Here is a 15,027-nt window from a genome sequence, read left to right on the forward strand (position 1 = left end):
TCAGAGATTTGCGATGTCGTCAGGCACGTCCACCGCGTGTTGCTGAAGCACCTCGAGCGGCACCACGTCCAGCGTGCGCTGATGGGTGGAGGCCAGCACCACGGGAGCGGCGCAGCCATCCTGGTGGGCGCGCAGCCAGTTCCGCGCGGTGACGCACCAGCGGTCGCCGGGCAGCAACCCGGGGAACCGGTACAGGGGCACCGGGGTGGACAGGTCGTTGCCGATGGAGCGCTGGTGCTCGAGGAACTGCGCGGTCACCACGGCACAGATGGTGTGCAGGCCGCGGTCCTCCTCCCCGGTGGCACAACAGCCGTCCCGATAGAAGCCGGTCATCGGCTCGGTGCCGCACGGTTCCAGCGGGCCGCCTAGCACGTTGCGATCGGGCATTGGCTCAGTATTGCGCTTCCGGCCCGCGGATGGCGGGCAAATCTCTCTGCGCACGGGTCGCGGTGGAGTCGTAACACCGCCGGGGTAGGTTCAGCGGCGTGATACTAACGGGCGCCTTCCTGGCCGACGCGGCTGCCGTCGTCGACAACAAACTCAACGTGTCGGGCGGCGTGCTGTCCCGATTCGGGCTCGGGCCCGACCGCTCGGCCCGATTCGTCTTGGTGGTGCTGACGCAGGCCGAACCCGGCAACACCGACCGGCAGATCAAGATCGAGATGCGCCCGCCCAACGACGACGAGCCGATCAAGCTGGAGTTCGAGGTGCCGGAGGCGGCTGTCGCCGAGTTCCCCGGGTTCGCGTTCTTCGAGCTGCAGCTGCAGCTGCCGACCGACGGCCGCTGGGTGATGGTGGTGACCGGCGGTACCGGAGCGATTTCGCTGCCGGTGCTGGTCAGCGAGATGCCGCAGCCGTCCGGGTTGAGCCTCTGAACTGGGCAGCTGGGCGGCTGGGACTCAAGCCTTCATAGCGCGAACGTCCCCAAAATGTCGGTATTCGACGCGGGGAACCGTACATTTGAGGCCGCTCGCCGGAAGATAGTTGCGGGCGGGCGCCGGGGCGCCGTAGGTGACCGCCTCCCGCCGGATGTGGTCGCCGAGTTCGGCCCAGGCGCGGTCGGGGTCCCGTGTAGGTAGATCATTCCGCGGTTGACCGGTCGGGGCATGACGACGAGCGGCTTGGTGCCGCCCTCGGCGCACAGCTGGTAGCGGGCCGCGACCTCGGGCAGGTGATCGGCCAGACCGAGCGGCAGCCCGAACCGCGCCGCACGCCGCGCGGTGGCCAACGACCCGCCGCCCACATAGAGCGGCTGATGCGGCCGGGTCCAGGTGCCGATGTCCGCCCAGAACGCCAGCATCTGTTCGACCAGGTTGTCCATCAGCTTGCCGCGCCGGCTGAATTCGACTCCCAGCAACCTCAGTACGGTGAGCAACATGGCTACGAGTTTCTTGCCACCTGCTGGGTGAGCCAGGCGGTTTCCCAGAAGTTGGTGCTGTCGGCCAGCAGGTGCTCGTGTGCGGTCTTGAGCACTTCGCGCGCGGCGGGTTGGTCGGCGACCAGTTCGGCGAGGTGGATGGCGTGCAGCGGACGGCCGGCCGCCAAGTGGCCCCGGGCGCGGTCGACGAGCGCATCAGCGCCGGCCAGTTCGACGACGTCGGCGGCCACCGCGCCGAACCCTACCGGATACAGTTCGGTGGTGCAGCGGTGATGGAACCAGCCCGAGTAGTTCTCCCAGATGGCCCGCACGTCCCAGGCGACCTTGCCGTAGCCTTGTCCCACTTCGTATTCCGCGGGCAGGGCGATCTCCCGCATCAACGTTTCGACGTCCTTGCCGCCGTTCATTCCGGCGACGGTCTGGTCGTGCACATACTGGATCGCGTCGCGCAATCGAGTGAGTTCCGCCTCGATCAGCTCGGCGCCGGCGATCGGCTCGAAGTGGCCGGTGACGAGCAGGTCCGGCTTCAGATCACGCACCCGCTCGACCGAGGCGATCGTCGTCAAGGCATCTCGGTAGCGGTCACCGCGCATGGTGACCAGGTTCGGAATATGCCCGAACAGTGGACCGAACGTGTTGCCGCACAGGCAGATTCGCTCCTCAGGTAGCCACACCACCAGCGAGTCGGTGGTCTCGCCCCCGGGCACCGAGATGAGCTCCAGCCGTCGTCCCCCGACCTGCAGGGTCAGCGTGTCGTCGAAGTCGAGATCGACCGCGGGAACGCTCTGCGGGGGCAGCCGTTTGGTGCCGAGCCGGCGTTGGATGGCTGGGATTCCGGCGGCCAGGGTGTCTTGGAACGCGAACGCGCTGCGACTGGCCCGGTACGGGATGAGGCGTTCGTTGTCGTCACGCCACAGCGTCCAGTTCGCCTGCGCGACAACGACTGTGTCGGGATCGCGGACGCTGTCCAGGCCGCCGACGTGGTCGACGTGGCCTTGCGTGAAGATGATGTAGCGCACCGGCGCGGTGTCGACGGCGTCGAAGTTGGCGCGGTGCACCGGCCCTTCGAATCCCATCCCGGTGTTGACGATCACCCGTCCGTCGTCGGTGGTCAGCAGGTATGAGTTGGAAAGCCCGGGCGAGCACCACAACCCGGGGGCGATCGGTTCGGCGCGTTCGGCGGCGGCCGGGCGCATCTGGTCGGCGCCTGGGCGACTGCGGTAGACGGGCTCGAAGTTCACTGTCTCTCCCTCATTCGGCACGAACGTCGAACCTGTCGAAGTAGAAACCGAATCGTGTGCGCACCTCTTCGGCGCTGACACCGAAATGCCGTTGCAGGTCATAGCGGATGCGGCCGTGCTTGCCGCGTGGGTTGGCGTCAAGGTATCCCTGGAAGCAGCGAGCGGCCTGGTCGGTCAATTCGACACCGCTGCGACGGTAAAGCTCGGTCAGTAGCTGCATTTCGTTGCCGTTGAGGTGATGGAATCCGACGTCGATGCTGCGTTCGGCGGGGACCAGGTCGCGGTCCCGCACGCAGGCACTGAGCAACCGGTGCACCCGGTCGGTCCAATAGTCCAGCAGCCAATCCGGGTCAATACTGTTGCGGCGCAGACGATCCGAGTACGCCATCATGGTGATCGCCGACTGGATCACCGCAGCGGGATCGCGGTGGGTGAAGGCGACGGTGGCGTCGGGGAATGTCGCCAGCAGCGGTCCGAGTTGCTCACTGTGTTGCGGGCTTTTGAGCACCCAGGTCCGCGGGCCACGCAGAAACGTCAAGGCCTGCAACACTTTGCGTAGATACGCATAGTGATGGTGCTGATCCAGACCCAGGTAGTAATCGCGCCAACTCGGCACCCGCGCATGCCATTCCAGCACATAGGAAGCCAGATCCAGGTCCAGGACCTCGACCTCCTCCTCGATGGCCTCGGGGAACCGGTCGTGCATGGCCGCCACCAGCGGCGCGCTGGCCATCAGCGCGTCGTGTTCCTGTCTGGTCCGCGTGTAGCGCGGGTCCACGCCGCAGGCGTCCGGCCCGTGGCCGCGAGCCGGTATCGGATCCTGGCTCTCCCAGTACGGCAGCGCACGCCGGCGCGGGTCGGCGGCGATCAGGTTGACCAGGTGCGTGGTGCCCGATCGCGGCATCCCGACCACGATGAACGGCTTCTCGATCGGGATCGACTCGATCTCCGGGTAGCGCTTGACCAGATCGGTCAACGACAGCCGGTTGCGCAACAGGCGCACCACCCGCTGGCGCAGCGTGGAGCGGGTGAGTTGGCGCAGGCCATCGTCGGCCTCGATCGCGGCGACGTGCGCGCTCAACCGGTCGGTGAAACCGTCGGTGTCGTCCAGATCGTCCGCCCCGGCCTGAGCGCGTGCCTCGGCGAGCATCGCGTCGACGTCGAACGTAACGGGCCTGGACTCGGTGAACTCCAGGATCTGACGCTGGGTCTCGGTCAGCTGGGGCGAGGTCAGGTCACTCAGGTCGATGTGGTCCACAAGATCCACGCTGCTGACCTCCGTTGGCCGTCTTGCCGCTCGTCGCCGCCCGTCGAATATATGCCGCGACCCACCTGCGCTGGCGGGCAGCGCAACGGTAGGTTCAGCGGGTGATAGTCGGGGCCTTCCTGGCCGAGGCCGCAGCGGCGGTGGACAACAAGCTCAACGTGTCGGGCGGGGTGCTGCTGCGGTTCGCCGTCGAGGAAGATCGGCTGGCGCAGTTCCTGCTGGTGGTGCTCACCCAGGCGGAGACCGGAAGCCCGGATCGGCGGGTCGAAGTCGAAATCCGCCCGCCCACCGACGAGGAGTCCCTGACCATCGAGTTCGAACTGCCCGAGGCCGCCACCACAGCCGAGCTCGGGTTCGCCATCTTCCCCGTCGAAGTGACCCTGCCGGTCAACGGGCGCTGGGTGCTGATGGTGACCGGCGGCGCGGGCATGATCTCGCTTCCGCTGATCGTCAGCGGATGACGGCGGCATAACGATTTTCCACCTCACTTGTCGCGGTCCGGTACGCCGCGCGTGAGGGGTCGCCGACCGAAACTACCGTCGCGTCGTGCACCGTCGAACCGCCCTCAAGCTGCCGCTGGCGCTGGCCGTGGGCACGGCGCTGATCGGTGCACCGCGCGCCGGCGCCGACGCGGGCCGGTGGCCGGCCGACCGTGCCCACAACTGGTATCAGGCGCAGGGTTGGCTCGTCGGGTGCAACTACACGACCTCGACGGCGATCAATCAGCTCGAGATGTTTCAGGCCGGCACCTACGATCCCGCCCGCATCGACCGCGAGCTGGGCGCTGCGCGCTTCCACGGGTTCAACACGGTGCGGGTGTTCCTGCACGACCAGCTGTGGGCTCAGGACCGGCAAGGCTTCCAGTCCCGGTTGGCGCAGTTCGTCGGTATCACCGCACAGCACGGCATCAAGCCGCTGTTCGTCTTGTTCGACTCCTGCTGGGACCCGTTTCCGCGGATCGGCCGCCAGCGGGCGCCCCGACCGGGGGTGCACAACTCCGGGTGGGTGCAAAGCCCCGGCGCCGAGCACATCGACGACGCCCGCTACGCCGGTGTGCTGCGCGACTACGTCACCGGGGTGCTGAGCCAGTTCCGCAACGACGACCGGGTGCTGGGCTGGGATCTGTGGAACGAGCCCGACAACCCGGCCCGCGAGTACCGCAAAGTGGAGCGCAAGGACAAGCTGGACAAGGTCGCCGCGCTGCTGCCCCAGGTGTTCGGCTGGGCGCGCTCCGTCGATCCGGCGCAACCACTGACAAGTGGTGTGTGGCAAGGCAATTGGGGTGATCCCGGGAGCCGCAGCGCGATCGCCGGCATCCAGCTGGACAACTCCGACGTGATCACGTTCCACAACTACGGACCGCCCGCCCAGTTCGAAGGCCGGATCAACGAGCTGGAGCCGCTGGGGCGGCCGATCATCTGCACCGAGTACCTGGCGCGATCGCTGGGCAGCACGGTGGAGGGCATCCTGCCGATCGCCCGGCGACACAACGTCGGCGCCTTGAACTGGGGCCTGGTGGCGGGCAAGACCCAGACGTATCTGCCGTGGAGCTCGTGGGACCGCCCGGTCACCACAGCGCCGAAACCGTGGTTCGCCGACCTGCTGCAGCCGACCGGCCAGCCGTTCGCCGACGGCGAGGTGCAGACGATCAAGAAGCTGGTCAGCGGGCAGAAACCGGACTGAACCCGGGCCGGACGGCTCAGTCCTTGCGGAGCAGCGCGACCAGGAAGTCCGAGTCGTCGGCCAACGGGCGCAGATCCCAGGTGGACAACAACAGCTCGGGCACCAACCCGGCGCGCGGAACGTCGTCGAAAAACTGTCCGAACTCGTAGCCGCGACCGGCGCCGAAACCGATGACGACCCGCCCGTCCGCGCCCAGATGGCGGCGCAGCCGGCGCAGTACTTCGACTCGGGTGCTCGGAGCGAGGAAGGTCATGACGTTGCCGGCCGACACGATCACGTCGAAGGGTTCGCTGATGCCACGGGCGGGTAGGTCGAGTTCGGCCAGATCGCCGACCAGCCAGCGTGGCCCGGGATGGTCCTGCTCGGCCGCCGCGATGAGGACGGGATCGACGTCGACGCCGACCACATCGTGACCGGCGGCGGCCAGATATCCGCCCACTCGGCCCGGACCGCACCCGGCATCGAGGATGCGGGCACCGCGAGGTGCCACCGCGTCCACCAGGCGTGCCTCGCCGTCCAGGTCCTCACCGGCGCGGGCCTTCGAACGGAAACGCTCCACATACCAGTGCGAATGCTGGGGATCGGCGCTGACCCTCTGCATCCAGAGGCTCTGCTCGACCATGACCTCATTCTTGTAGACGGCCTAATACCTGTCGCACCGCGAGTGCTACCCGACTGCGAAGGTCGGGGCTAGCAATCGCAGCCCGGTCGCATTCGCGGGCAAAAAGTTGGCGGTGGCGGAGGGATTTGAACCCTCGGACGGTTTTAGCCGTCACACGCTTTCGAGGCGTGCTCCTTAGGCCGCTCGGACACGCCACCGCCGAGCAGCTTACCGAACCACACGCCCATCACCCCAATCGCTGACGGGCGAAGAACTCTTCCAGGGGCGCCGCGCACTCTGCAGCGAGCACTCCGCCGCGCACCTCGGGGCGGTGATTGAGCCGCCGGTCCCGCACCACATCCCACAGCGACCCCACCGCACCGGTCTTGGGCTCCCACGCCCCGAACACCAGCCGGGCCACCCGGGCCAGCACCAACGCCCCAGCGCACATGGTGCACGGCTCGACCGTCACCGCCAGCGTCGCACCTTCCAGACGCCACCCGTCGCCCAGAGCCGAGGCCGCCGCCCGCAGCGCCAGAATCTCGGCATGCGCGGTGGGGTCACCCAACAACTCGCGGGCATTGACCGCCCGCGCCAGCTCGGTGCCGTCGGCCCCCACGACAACCGCGCCGATCGGCACGTCCCGCGGGCCGGCCGTCCCGGCCACCACCAACGCGGCACGGATCAGATCCTCGTCGGAAACGGACAGACTCACCGACCCCGACTGATGGCGGCGACCCGCAGCACCCGGCTCCGCCGCGCTTGCGGTCACCGACCCCGACTGATGGCGGCGACCCGCAGCACCCGGCTCCGCCGCGCTTGCGGTCACCGACCGAGGCGGTCGATCACCGCCGACAACTGCTCGGCGAAGCCCATCTCCCGGGCAATCCGGCCCAGCTGCTCGTCGGCGTAGAGGTCGGTCTCGTCGAGGATCACGCTGAGCACTGCCTCGGGCAGCCCTATGTCGGACAGCAGCCCCAGGTCGCCTTCCTCGAACGGGTCGGAATCCTCCAGGTCCTCGGGATCGATCTCGGCGTCCAGGCTGTCCAGCACCTCGGCGGCGATGTCGTAGTCCAGCGCCGCGGTGGCGTCCGACAACAGCAGCCGGGTCCGGGCAGGCGCGGGTCGCACGATGACGAAGAACTCGTCGTCGATATCGAGTAACCCGAAGACCGCGCCGGCGCTGCGCAGCTCGCGCAACTCGGTTTCGGCGGCCGAAAGGCTGGTCAGCGCCTTGGCGCCCATCGGCGCACAGCGCCACTGACCCTCTTCACGTACCACCGCAACGCCGAAGCCGTCCGGAGTGTCCGCGGACGGGCCTGTTGCTGAAGCCCGTTGTGCGCCCATGGGCGCCTACGCTAGTCCCTGACCTGGCCCGTGGCCAGACGAAGCCGGGACGGGCGTCCCACCGCAACCGTGCCTGTGCCACCCTTGATCCTGTGAGTAGTCCACCGGTGTGCGTACTCGGTCTGGGCCTGATCGGGGGATCGATTGTGCGGGCGGCGGCGAGCGCCGGCCGCGAAGTTTTCGGCTACAACCGTTCGGTGGAGGGTGCTGCGGGCGCCCGGGCCGACGGGTTCGACGCCACCACCGACCTCGGCGAGGCGTTGGCCCGTGCCGCCGACCGCGACGCCCTGATCGTGCTGGCCGTCCCGATGCCCGCCCTGCCGCACCTGCTCGGCCACGTCCGGGAGGCCGCGCCCGACTGCCCGTTGACCGACGTCACCAGCGTCAAGACGGCGGTGCTTACGGCGGTGACCGAGGCCGGCCTGCTGGACCGGTTCGTCGGCGGACATCCGATGACCGGCACCGCGCACTCGGGATGGGCCGCCGGCCACGGCGGGCTGTTCAACCGGGCGCCCTGGGTGGTCAGCGTCGACGACCACGTCGATCCCGAGGTGTGGTCGATGGTGACGGCGCTCGCGCTGGACTGCGGGGCGCACGTGGTGCCGGCCCGGTCCGACGAGCACGACGCCGCCGCGGCCGCGATCTCACACCTGCCTCATCTGCTGGCCGAGGCGCTGGCCATCACCGCCAGCGAAGTCCCGCTGGCATTTGCGCTGGCCGCAGGGTCTTTTCGGGATGCCACCCGGGTCGCAGGCACCGCCCCGGACCTGGTGCGCGCGATGTGCGAGGGCAACGCCGACCAGTTGGTGCCCGCCACCGACCGGATCATCGAGCTGCTCTCCCGCGCCCGCGACTCGCTAGCCGCCAACGGCTCGGTCGCCGACCTGGTCGACGAGGGCCACGCCGCGCGCACCCGCTACGAACGCTTCCCGCGCCACGACATCGTCGCCGTCGTCGTCGGCGCGGAGAACTGGCGCCAGCAACTGGCCGCCGCCGGCCGGGCCGGCGGAGTGATCAGATCCGCTCCGCCAACCCTGGGTAATCCACGATGAACCCGTCGGCGTCGACCGTCACCGTCGTGTCCGCCACCGGCGAGCGCAGCTTGATCCCGTCCAAGCGGCCCTCGCTGCTGTAGCTGACGGTGGCCGCGTCCACCGACATGTCCGGCACGTTCACATAGACCATCGGCAGAGTGATCACCTCGGCCCGTTCGTGAATACCGAGTCGCCGGATAGGCAGCGCGTTGAAGAACGGGCTGAACACCAGATCGACGTCGAGGGCGCCGTTGTACCCCGCGCGCCGCTGTCCCTGGTGGTCGGTGATCAACCACATGTTCTCTTCGTCGCGGGCGATGGCAAGCTGGCGTTCCCGCTCGGCCAGTGTGACGGTCAACCCGAACCGCTTGGTGGCGCCGGACTCGTCGGTCTGCAGTTCGTAGAAAGCACCGAACGCCGGGTTGGTCGCGGTGGCTGCCGCGACGATGCGGCCGTTGGCCTTGATTCGCTTGCCTGACAACTGGATTCGTACGGATTCCATGCGTGATACGTCCTGGGCGCGCCAGGTCAACATCTGTGGCCAGACGCTTGGACTCGAATCAGAAGGGGCTGCGTTCACACGTCTACCGTAAGACGTGTCCGGCCGCTGCGGCGGATTAGGCGGGAACTGTGATGTTAGGTACCTGTCCGGTCCTGCTCAGCCGTCCCGATCCGGGTGCCGCCGCCCACACCGCCGACGCCAGCAGCCCGTCCAGAATCAGCGCCAGCCCGGTCACCATCAGCGCACCGACCAACGCGGAAGCGAACTGTCGTTCCTTGATCCCGTCGATCAAATAGCGGCCCAATCCGCCGAGGCTGGCGTAGGCGGCCACCGTCGCGGTGGCGACCACCTGCAACGTCGCGTTGCGCAGGCCGCCCAGGATCAGCGGCAACGCGTTGGGCAGCTCGACGCGCAGCAGCACCTGCGGTTCGGTCATGCCCATCGCGCGGACCGCATCGACCACCAGCCGATCCACGCTGGCGATGCCGGCATAGGTCCCGGCCAGCAGCGACGGGATTCCCAGCAGCATCAGCGCGGCAATCGGCGGGCCCAGGCCGAGCCCGAAGATCAGCACGCCGAGCAGCAGCACCCCCAGGGTTGGCAGCGCACGCAGGCCGTTGACCGCGCCCACCACCAGCACCTGACCGCGACCGGTGTGCCCGATGACCAGCCCGAGCGGGACGGCTATCAGCGCCGAGGCGGCCACCGCCAGCGCGGTGTACTCCAGATGCTCACCGATCCGGGCGGCCAGTCCGGCGGGACCGGCCCAGTTGGCGGCGGTGGTCAGGAAGGACAGCGCTTGTCCGATGAAGCTCATCGGGCGCCGCCCACCAACGGCGTCGTGATGCCCCGGCTGCGCTCCCACGGCGTGAGCAACCGCCCGGTCAGGTTCAGCGCGGTGTCGATCACCACCGCGAGCAGGAACATCGCAATGATGCCGGCCACGATCTGGTCGCTCTTATTCATCTGGAATCCGGCGGTGAACCAGCTACCCAGGCCGCCGATACCGATGACCGAACCCACCGACACCATCGCGATGTTGGTCGCCACGACCACCCGCAATCCCGCCACCAGCACCGGGACCGACAGCGGCAGTTCGACTTTCACCATCCGGACCAGCGGCGAGTAGCCGAGCGCGACCGCCGCGTCGCGCACCGCGCCGGGCACCGCATCCAGAGCTTCCAGCACCGCGCGCACCATCAGCGCCGCGGTGTAGGCGCTCAGTGCGACCATCACGTTGGCTTCGTCGAGGATGCGGGTGCCGATGATCATCGGCAGCACCACGAACAGCGCCAGCGACGGAATGGTGAACACCACGCTGGCGGCAGCCGTGGTCAGCCGGCGCAGCGCCGGAGTGCGCTGCACCGCCACCCCGAGGGGCAGCGCCACCGCCAGCCCGATCAGCACCGGCACCAGCGACAGCCGCAGGTGCACCACGGTCAGCGCCCACGCGGTACCTAAATGGGTCAGCAGGTAGTGCATCAGTCCGGCTCGCTCCTGCGGCGCGCTTCGACCGCGGCCAGCACGTCGGCGGCCCGCACCCCGCCGACGACCTTTTCCGCGCGGTCGACGGCGACACCCACCGACGACGGCGAGGCCAGCGCCGCATCCAACGCCTGGCTCAGGTTGCCGTCCACGTGGAAGACCGACCCGACCGACGTCATCGCCTCCGACAGCGGTAGCCCGGCGCGGTGGTGGCGCAGCGCGTCGGCGTCGATCCAGCCCACCGGCGCGCCGCCGTCGTCGACCACCAGCGCCCAGCCGGCGGGGGGTTCGGCGGCGGCCAGGCCGGTGGCCGGGATCTGCGCGATGTCGTGCATGGGCAGGGCGGCCGCGCTCAACAGTTGCAGCCATCGGTAGCCGCGGCCCAGCCCGATGAACTTCGAGACGAACTCGTTGGCCGGGCGGGACAGCAGCCGCGCCGGGTCGTCGTACTGCTGCAGCACGCCGCCCGCCCCGAACACCGCCACCCGGTCGGCCAGCCGCAAGGCTTCGTCGATGTCATGCGTGACGAACACCACGGTCTTGCGTAATTCGCCTTGCAGACGCAGGATTTCGTTCTGCAACGTGTGCCGCACCACCGGGTCGACGGCCGAGAACGGCTCGTCCATCAACAGGATCGGCGGGTCGGCGGCCAGCGCCCGGGCCACCCCGACCCGTTGCTGTTCACCGCCGGACAGTTGCCTCGGATAGCGATTCGCCAGCTTGGGGTCCAGGCCCACCCGTTCGAGCACCTGGTAGGCGGCTTTGCGGGCGGCGCGCCGGGACTGGCCGTTGAGCACGGGAACCGTTGCGACATTGTCGATCACCCGCTGATGGGGCATCAGCCCCGCGTTCTGGATCACGTAGCCGATGCCGCGGCGCAACCGCACCGGGTTGACGGTCGCAACGTCGGCACCGTTTACGACGACACGGCCCGAGGTGGGGTCGACCATCCGGTTGATCATCCGCAGCGCGGTGGTCTTACCACAGCCCGACGATCCGACGAACACGGTCAACTTGCCTTCGGGCACTTCGAGATTCAAGTTGTCGACGGCGGTGGCGCCACCGTCGAACACCTTGCTGACACTCTCGAACCGGATCATGGCGCTACCCGACCGGATGGTCGAAACCGTTGTCGTGCAACCATTTCCGGGCCGCCTGGTCGGGGTCGAGGCCGCCGTTGCCGGACACCGCGACGTTGAGTTCGGCGATGCCGTTCGTGGTCAACTTGGCCGACACCGCGTCCAGCACATCCTTGAGCCGGTCGGACTTCTTCTGGGAATTCACCAGCGGCACAATGTTGCCGGCCAGGAAATTGTGGTCCGGATCCTCGAGCACCACAAGGTGATTCTGCAGCACCGCCGGCGCGGTGCTGAAGATGTTGGCGGCGGTCACATTTCCCTCGATCAGTGCGCGCACCGTCACCGGGCCACCGCCGTCGTTGATGGGGACGAAATTGCCCGGGCTGATATCGAGGCCGTACTTCTGCTTGAGGCCCGGCAGTCCCGACGGTCGGGTCGCGAACGCCGACGGCGCCGCGAAGCGCACTTCGGCGGAGTGCGCGGCCAGATCGGCGATGGTCTTCAGTCCCCACTTGGCTGCGGTCGCCGCGGTGACCGTGACGGTGTCGGTGTCGGAGGCCGGCGCAGGCGCCAGCAGCGACAGATCGCCCGGGAGACGTTTGTAGAGCGCCAATTCCACGTCGTCGAGCAGGGTAGCGGTGGCGGTGGGCTCGAAATAGAGCAGCAGGTTGCCGATGTACTCCGGCACCAGATCCACGGAATGATCTTTGAGCGCCGGGATGTACGTCTCGCGGCTACCGATCCCCATCCGCCGGCCGACTTCGAACCCGTTGGCCTGCAAGGCCTGTGCGTAGATTTCGGCGACGATCTGCGACTCCGGGAAGTCGCCGGACCCGACCACGATGGACTTCGGGCCGCCCGCCCCCGAGCCGAACGGATCGGGATTGCTGCACGCGGCGAGTAGGCACACCGCCGCCGCCCACCCTGCCGCGGCGAAACCCACGCGCCGCAGCATTCTCACCTTGCCGACACTAACCGTTTCCGTTGCCCGGACAACGCTTCCTGCGAGTTTCCCGCGTGGTTTGGTTTCAATCCGCTCAGGATGGGAGAAAGATAGACCTATGAGCAGCAATCCCCCAGGCGTGCCGTCCGAACGGCCGGCGCCCGATCAGTCGCCTGCGCTTAATCCCGAAGAGCGATCCCGTCCGATCCCCAAGGACAGGGCATCCACGTTCACCCGCGCCGGTGCGCTCTGGGCGTCGCTGATCATGGGTTTCCTGGTGCTGATCCTGCTGCTGATCTTCGTCACCCAGAACCTGGACCCGGTCAAGCTGTCCTTCCTGGGTTGGCAGTGGACGACGCCGCTGGGGGTGGGGATGCTGGTCGCCGCCATCGGTGGCGGGCTGATCACCTTCGCGGTGGGCACCGCGCGCATCGTTCAGCTGCGCCGCGCGGCCAAGAAGAACCTCACCGCCGCGGTGCGCTGACCCGAGCTCAGCTCAGCTTGGCGATCTCGCCGAGTCCGCGGGAGATCAACGGCGCCACCACCTCGGGCACGTCGTCGGAGTTTTCGGCCTTGCCGTCGGCCTGCGCCGACATCCGTCTGCGGAAGTCGATGCCCGCCGCGATGATCGCCAACTTGAAGTACGCCAGCGCCATGTAGAACTCCCACGGCCCCAGCGAGTGCCCGGAGACCAACGAGTACCGGTCGGCCAATTCGTCGGCGGACGGCAGCAGCGGCGACGTCCAGGCCGCTTGGGTGTCGATGATCAGGTCCAGCGCGGGATCGCGGTAGACGCACATCAGCGCCGCGTCGCTGATCGGGTCGCCCAGCGTCGAGAGCTCCCAGTCCACGACGGCCCGCACGATGGTCGGGTCTTCGGCGTCCAGGATGGTGTTGTCGATGCGGTAGTCGCCGTGCACGATCGAGGTCCGGCTCTGCTTCGGAATGGCCTGCTGCAGCGCCGAATGCAAGCGGGCCACGTCGCCGTCGCGGCGGTCGTCGGGCAACCGCACCAGCTCCCACTGCGAGCCCCACCGCCGCACCTGGCGTTCCAGGTAGCCGGTGGGTTTGCCGAAGTCGCCCAGCCCGACCGACTCCGGGTCGATGCTGTGCAGATCGACGAGCACCCGGATCAACGCGTCGACGCAGCCGTCGATGGCGCGCCGGCCCAGCGATTCCAGCTGGGCGCGCCGGCGCACCACCTGCCCGGCGACGAACTCGACGATCTGAAACGGCCCGCCCAGCACGGAGTCGTCCTCGCACAGCGCGATCGCGCGCGCCACCGGAACCGGGGTGTTTTGCAGCGCGGCCACCACTTTGTATTCGCGGCTCATGTCGTGCGCCGACGGCGTTAGCCCGTGCAGCGGCGGGCGCCGGACCAGCCAGCTGGTCGCGTCGTCGTAGACGCGGAAGGTCAGATTCGAACGGCCACCGGAAATGAACTCGCCGCGCAGTTCGCCGTCGCGGTCGATACCCAGCGAACGCAGATACCCGTCCAGCGCGGCCAGGTCCAGGCCGTCAAGTCGGTCCACCGAAGTCACCGCACTTGTTTACCACCGCGGGGTTCGAGCTGTACTACCACCTTTGGATTTGTTCGCTCCTCCTCAAGCCGCTACGCGGCTCGCATCGTCGACTCACCCCTTTGAATTTGTTCGCTCCTCCTCAAGCCGCTACGCGGCTCGCATCGTCGACTCACCCCTACCGAATCTGTTCGCTCCTCCTCAAGCCGCTACGCGGCTCGCATCGTCGACTCACCCCTACCGAATCTGTTCGCTCCTCCTCAAGCCGCTACGCGGCTCGCATCGTCGACTCATCACCGCTGGTTTCTCGGCAGCAGATCCCACACATGCTCGGTGCCGTTAACACTCGCCACCGTGCCCTGCCCCTCCCGGGAGAACAACAGCCGCGTCACCGACGTGTAGTCGATGGGAAACGACAGCAACCGGGCGGTGCCCAGCATCTCGTGCAACACCACGTTGATCACTCCGCCGTGGCTGAACGCCGCGATCGTCTCATCGGGCTCGGCGCTGGCGACCAGATCGTCGACGGCGGCCCGCACCCGGGCGCGGAATGCGTCCTCGTCCACCGCGCTGGGCAGATGCCCCTGCGCCATCCGCGCCCATTCCTCGGGGAACTCGGTCTTGATCTGCTCGACCGGTATGTAGGAGTGCAGATCGCGGTCGTATTCGGCGAACCGGTCGTCGATCTCGATGGGCAGCCCGTGGTGCTGCGCCACCGGTTCGGCGGTCTGGATGGCGCGCTTTTGGGGGCTGGAGACCACTCGGGAGATGGGAAACCGAGACAGCGCGTCGGGCAGGCGGGCGACCTGCTCGAAGCCCGTCTCCGACAGATGCGGGTCGGCGCCCTCGCCAGGTTCGCTGCGCAGCGGCAACGCGTGCCGGACCAGAAGCAGTTGCATGCGGCAAGCCTCGCATGGCGCCAATCCGGCCCTCCCAACACCGTGGAG

18 protein-coding genes, 1 tRNA gene and 1 pseudogene are annotated in these 15,027 nt (G+C 68.1%); 5 read left to right on the plus strand and 15 right to left on the minus strand.

Features of this window, described 5'->3' with window-relative positions; genetic code table 11:
• The gene (locus tag MKCMC460_RS00510) at window positions 1-387 is read right to left on the minus strand and encodes a DUF2237 family protein (RefSeq protein ID WP_236978939.1); all 387 of its coding nucleotides are present in this window, start codon (window positions 385-387) and stop codon (window positions 1-3) included.
• 98 nt (window positions 388-485) lie between these two features.
• On the opposite strand from MKCMC460_RS00510, the gene MKCMC460_RS00515 reads away from it, so the two are divergent.
• The gene (locus tag MKCMC460_RS00515; RefSeq protein ID WP_236978942.1) at window positions 486-875 is read left to right on the plus strand and encodes a hypothetical protein; all 390 of its coding nucleotides are present in this window, start codon (window positions 486-488) and stop codon (window positions 873-875) included.
• Between the two features lie 129 nt (window positions 876-1,004).
• Here MKCMC460_RS00515 and MKCMC460_RS00520 read toward each other — a convergent pair.
• The 3 genes and pseudogenes from MKCMC460_RS00520 to MKCMC460_RS00530 all read right to left on the minus strand — a co-directional run.
• Window positions 1,005-1,354 (minus strand): annotated as a pseudogene (locus MKCMC460_RS00520) (LLM class flavin-dependent oxidoreductase); the annotation flags it as partial.
• Between the two features lie 26 nt (window positions 1,355-1,380).
• Window positions 1,381-2,574 carry an MBL fold metallo-hydrolase gene (locus MKCMC460_RS00525; protein ID WP_236984493.1) on the minus strand — a complete coding sequence of 398 codons (1,194 nt, stop codon included), beginning with the start codon at window positions 2,572-2,574 and terminating at the stop codon, window positions 1,381-1,383.
• A 55-nt stretch (window positions 2,575-2,629) separates the two neighbouring features.
• Complete coding sequence (locus tag MKCMC460_RS00530) at window positions 2,630-3,886, minus strand: sulfotransferase (protein WP_370653051.1); 1,257 nt, start codon at window positions 3,884-3,886, stop codon at window positions 2,630-2,632.
• A 101-nt stretch (window positions 3,887-3,987) separates the two neighbouring features.
• Here MKCMC460_RS00530 and MKCMC460_RS00535 point away from each other — a divergent pair, with 101 nt between their 5' ends.
• Window positions 3,988-4,347 (plus strand): hypothetical protein, encoded by a 360-nt coding sequence (locus MKCMC460_RS00535; RefSeq protein ID WP_236978944.1) that lies wholly within the window; start codon window positions 3,988-3,990, stop codon window positions 4,345-4,347.
• Window positions 4,348-4,432: 85 nt separating this feature from the next.
• Window positions 4,433-5,569, plus strand: coding sequence for a cellulase family glycosylhydrolase (locus tag MKCMC460_RS00540; protein ID WP_238305182.1), 1,137 nt, complete (start codon window positions 4,433-4,435; stop codon window positions 5,567-5,569).
• Between the two features lie 16 nt (window positions 5,570-5,585).
• On the opposite strand, the gene MKCMC460_RS00545 is transcribed toward MKCMC460_RS00540, so the two are convergent.
• The 4 genes from MKCMC460_RS00545 to MKCMC460_RS00565 form a co-directional block, all read right to left on the minus strand.
• Window positions 5,586-6,191 (minus strand): bifunctional 2-polyprenyl-6-hydroxyphenol methylase/3-demethylubiquinol 3-O-methyltransferase UbiG, encoded by a 606-nt coding sequence (locus MKCMC460_RS00545; protein ID WP_236978946.1) that lies wholly within the window; start codon window positions 6,189-6,191, stop codon window positions 5,586-5,588.
• A 107-nt stretch (window positions 6,192-6,298) separates the two neighbouring features.
• A tRNA-Ser gene (locus MKCMC460_RS00550) sits at window positions 6,299-6,388 on the minus strand.
• A gap of 29 nt (window positions 6,389-6,417) precedes the next feature.
• Window positions 6,418-6,879: a nucleoside deaminase gene (locus tag MKCMC460_RS00555; RefSeq protein WP_236984497.1), complete on the minus strand. Its 462-nt coding sequence runs from the start codon at window positions 6,877-6,879 to the stop codon at window positions 6,418-6,420.
• A gap of 116 nt (window positions 6,880-6,995) precedes the next feature.
• Window positions 6,996-7,517, minus strand: coding sequence for a tRNA adenosine deaminase-associated protein (locus MKCMC460_RS00565; RefSeq protein WP_236978948.1), 522 nt, complete (start codon window positions 7,515-7,517; stop codon window positions 6,996-6,998).
• A 107-nt stretch (window positions 7,518-7,624) separates the two neighbouring features.
• Here MKCMC460_RS00565 and MKCMC460_RS00570 point away from each other — a divergent pair, with 107 nt between their 5' ends.
• Window positions 7,625-8,569: a prephenate dehydrogenase gene (locus MKCMC460_RS00570; RefSeq protein WP_236984499.1), complete on the plus strand. Its 945-nt coding sequence runs from the start codon at window positions 7,625-7,627 to the stop codon at window positions 8,567-8,569.
• Here the strand turns inward: MKCMC460_RS00570 and MKCMC460_RS00575 are convergent.
• The 5 genes from MKCMC460_RS00575 to MKCMC460_RS00595 are packed head-to-tail and all read right to left on the minus strand — an operon-like array spanning window position 8,532 to window position 12,572.
• On the minus strand, window positions 8,532-9,131 hold the full coding sequence (locus tag MKCMC460_RS00575) for a putative glycolipid-binding domain-containing protein (RefSeq protein ID WP_236978959.1): 600 nt from the start codon (window positions 9,129-9,131) through the stop codon (window positions 8,532-8,534). The two genes, MKCMC460_RS00570 and MKCMC460_RS00575, sit on opposite strands and share 38 nt — an antisense overlap.
• A 37-nt stretch (window positions 9,132-9,168) precedes the next feature.
• Entirely contained in the window at window positions 9,169-9,870 is a 702-nt protein-coding gene (locus MKCMC460_RS00580) for an ABC transporter permease (protein ID WP_236978961.1), read from the minus strand.
• Window positions 9,867-10,535 carry an ABC transporter permease gene (locus tag MKCMC460_RS00585; RefSeq protein ID WP_236978963.1) on the minus strand — a complete coding sequence of 223 codons (669 nt, stop codon included), beginning with the start codon at window positions 10,533-10,535 and terminating at the stop codon, window positions 9,867-9,869. The genes MKCMC460_RS00580 and MKCMC460_RS00585 overlap by 4 nt, the downstream gene beginning before the upstream one ends.
• Entirely contained in the window at window positions 10,535-11,638 is a 1,104-nt protein-coding gene (locus tag MKCMC460_RS00590; protein ID WP_236978965.1) for an ABC transporter ATP-binding protein, read from the minus strand. Before MKCMC460_RS00590 ends, MKCMC460_RS00585 begins: the two co-directional genes overlap by 1 nt.
• Before the next feature lie 4 nt (window positions 11,639-11,642).
• Complete coding sequence (locus MKCMC460_RS00595) at window positions 11,643-12,572, minus strand: ABC transporter substrate-binding protein (RefSeq protein ID WP_236984501.1); 930 nt, start codon at window positions 12,570-12,572, stop codon at window positions 11,643-11,645.
• 106 nt (window positions 12,573-12,678) lie between these two features.
• Between MKCMC460_RS00595 and MKCMC460_RS00600 the strand changes: the two genes are divergently transcribed.
• The gene (locus MKCMC460_RS00600; RefSeq protein WP_236978967.1) at window positions 12,679-13,044 is read left to right on the plus strand and encodes a lipopolysaccharide assembly LapA domain-containing protein; all 366 of its coding nucleotides are present in this window, start codon (window positions 12,679-12,681) and stop codon (window positions 13,042-13,044) included.
• A 7-nt stretch (window positions 13,045-13,051) separates the two neighbouring features.
• Here the strand turns inward: MKCMC460_RS00600 and MKCMC460_RS00605 are convergent, their stop codons facing one another.
• Window positions 13,052-14,101 (minus strand): phosphotransferase family protein, encoded by a 1,050-nt coding sequence (locus MKCMC460_RS00605; RefSeq protein WP_236978969.1) that lies wholly within the window; start codon window positions 14,099-14,101, stop codon window positions 13,052-13,054.
• Window positions 14,102-14,373: 272 nt separating this feature from the next.
• Window positions 14,374-14,979: a histidine phosphatase family protein gene (locus MKCMC460_RS00610; protein ID WP_236978971.1), complete on the minus strand. Its 606-nt coding sequence runs from the start codon at window positions 14,977-14,979 to the stop codon at window positions 14,374-14,376.
• Between the last annotated feature and the right edge of the window lie 48 nt (window positions 14,980-15,027).

Source organism: Mycobacterium sp. 20KCMC460, assembly GCF_022179425.1.
GTDB classification, from domain to species: Bacteria; Actinomycetota; Actinomycetes; order Mycobacteriales; family Mycobacteriaceae; genus Mycobacterium; species Mycobacterium kiyosense.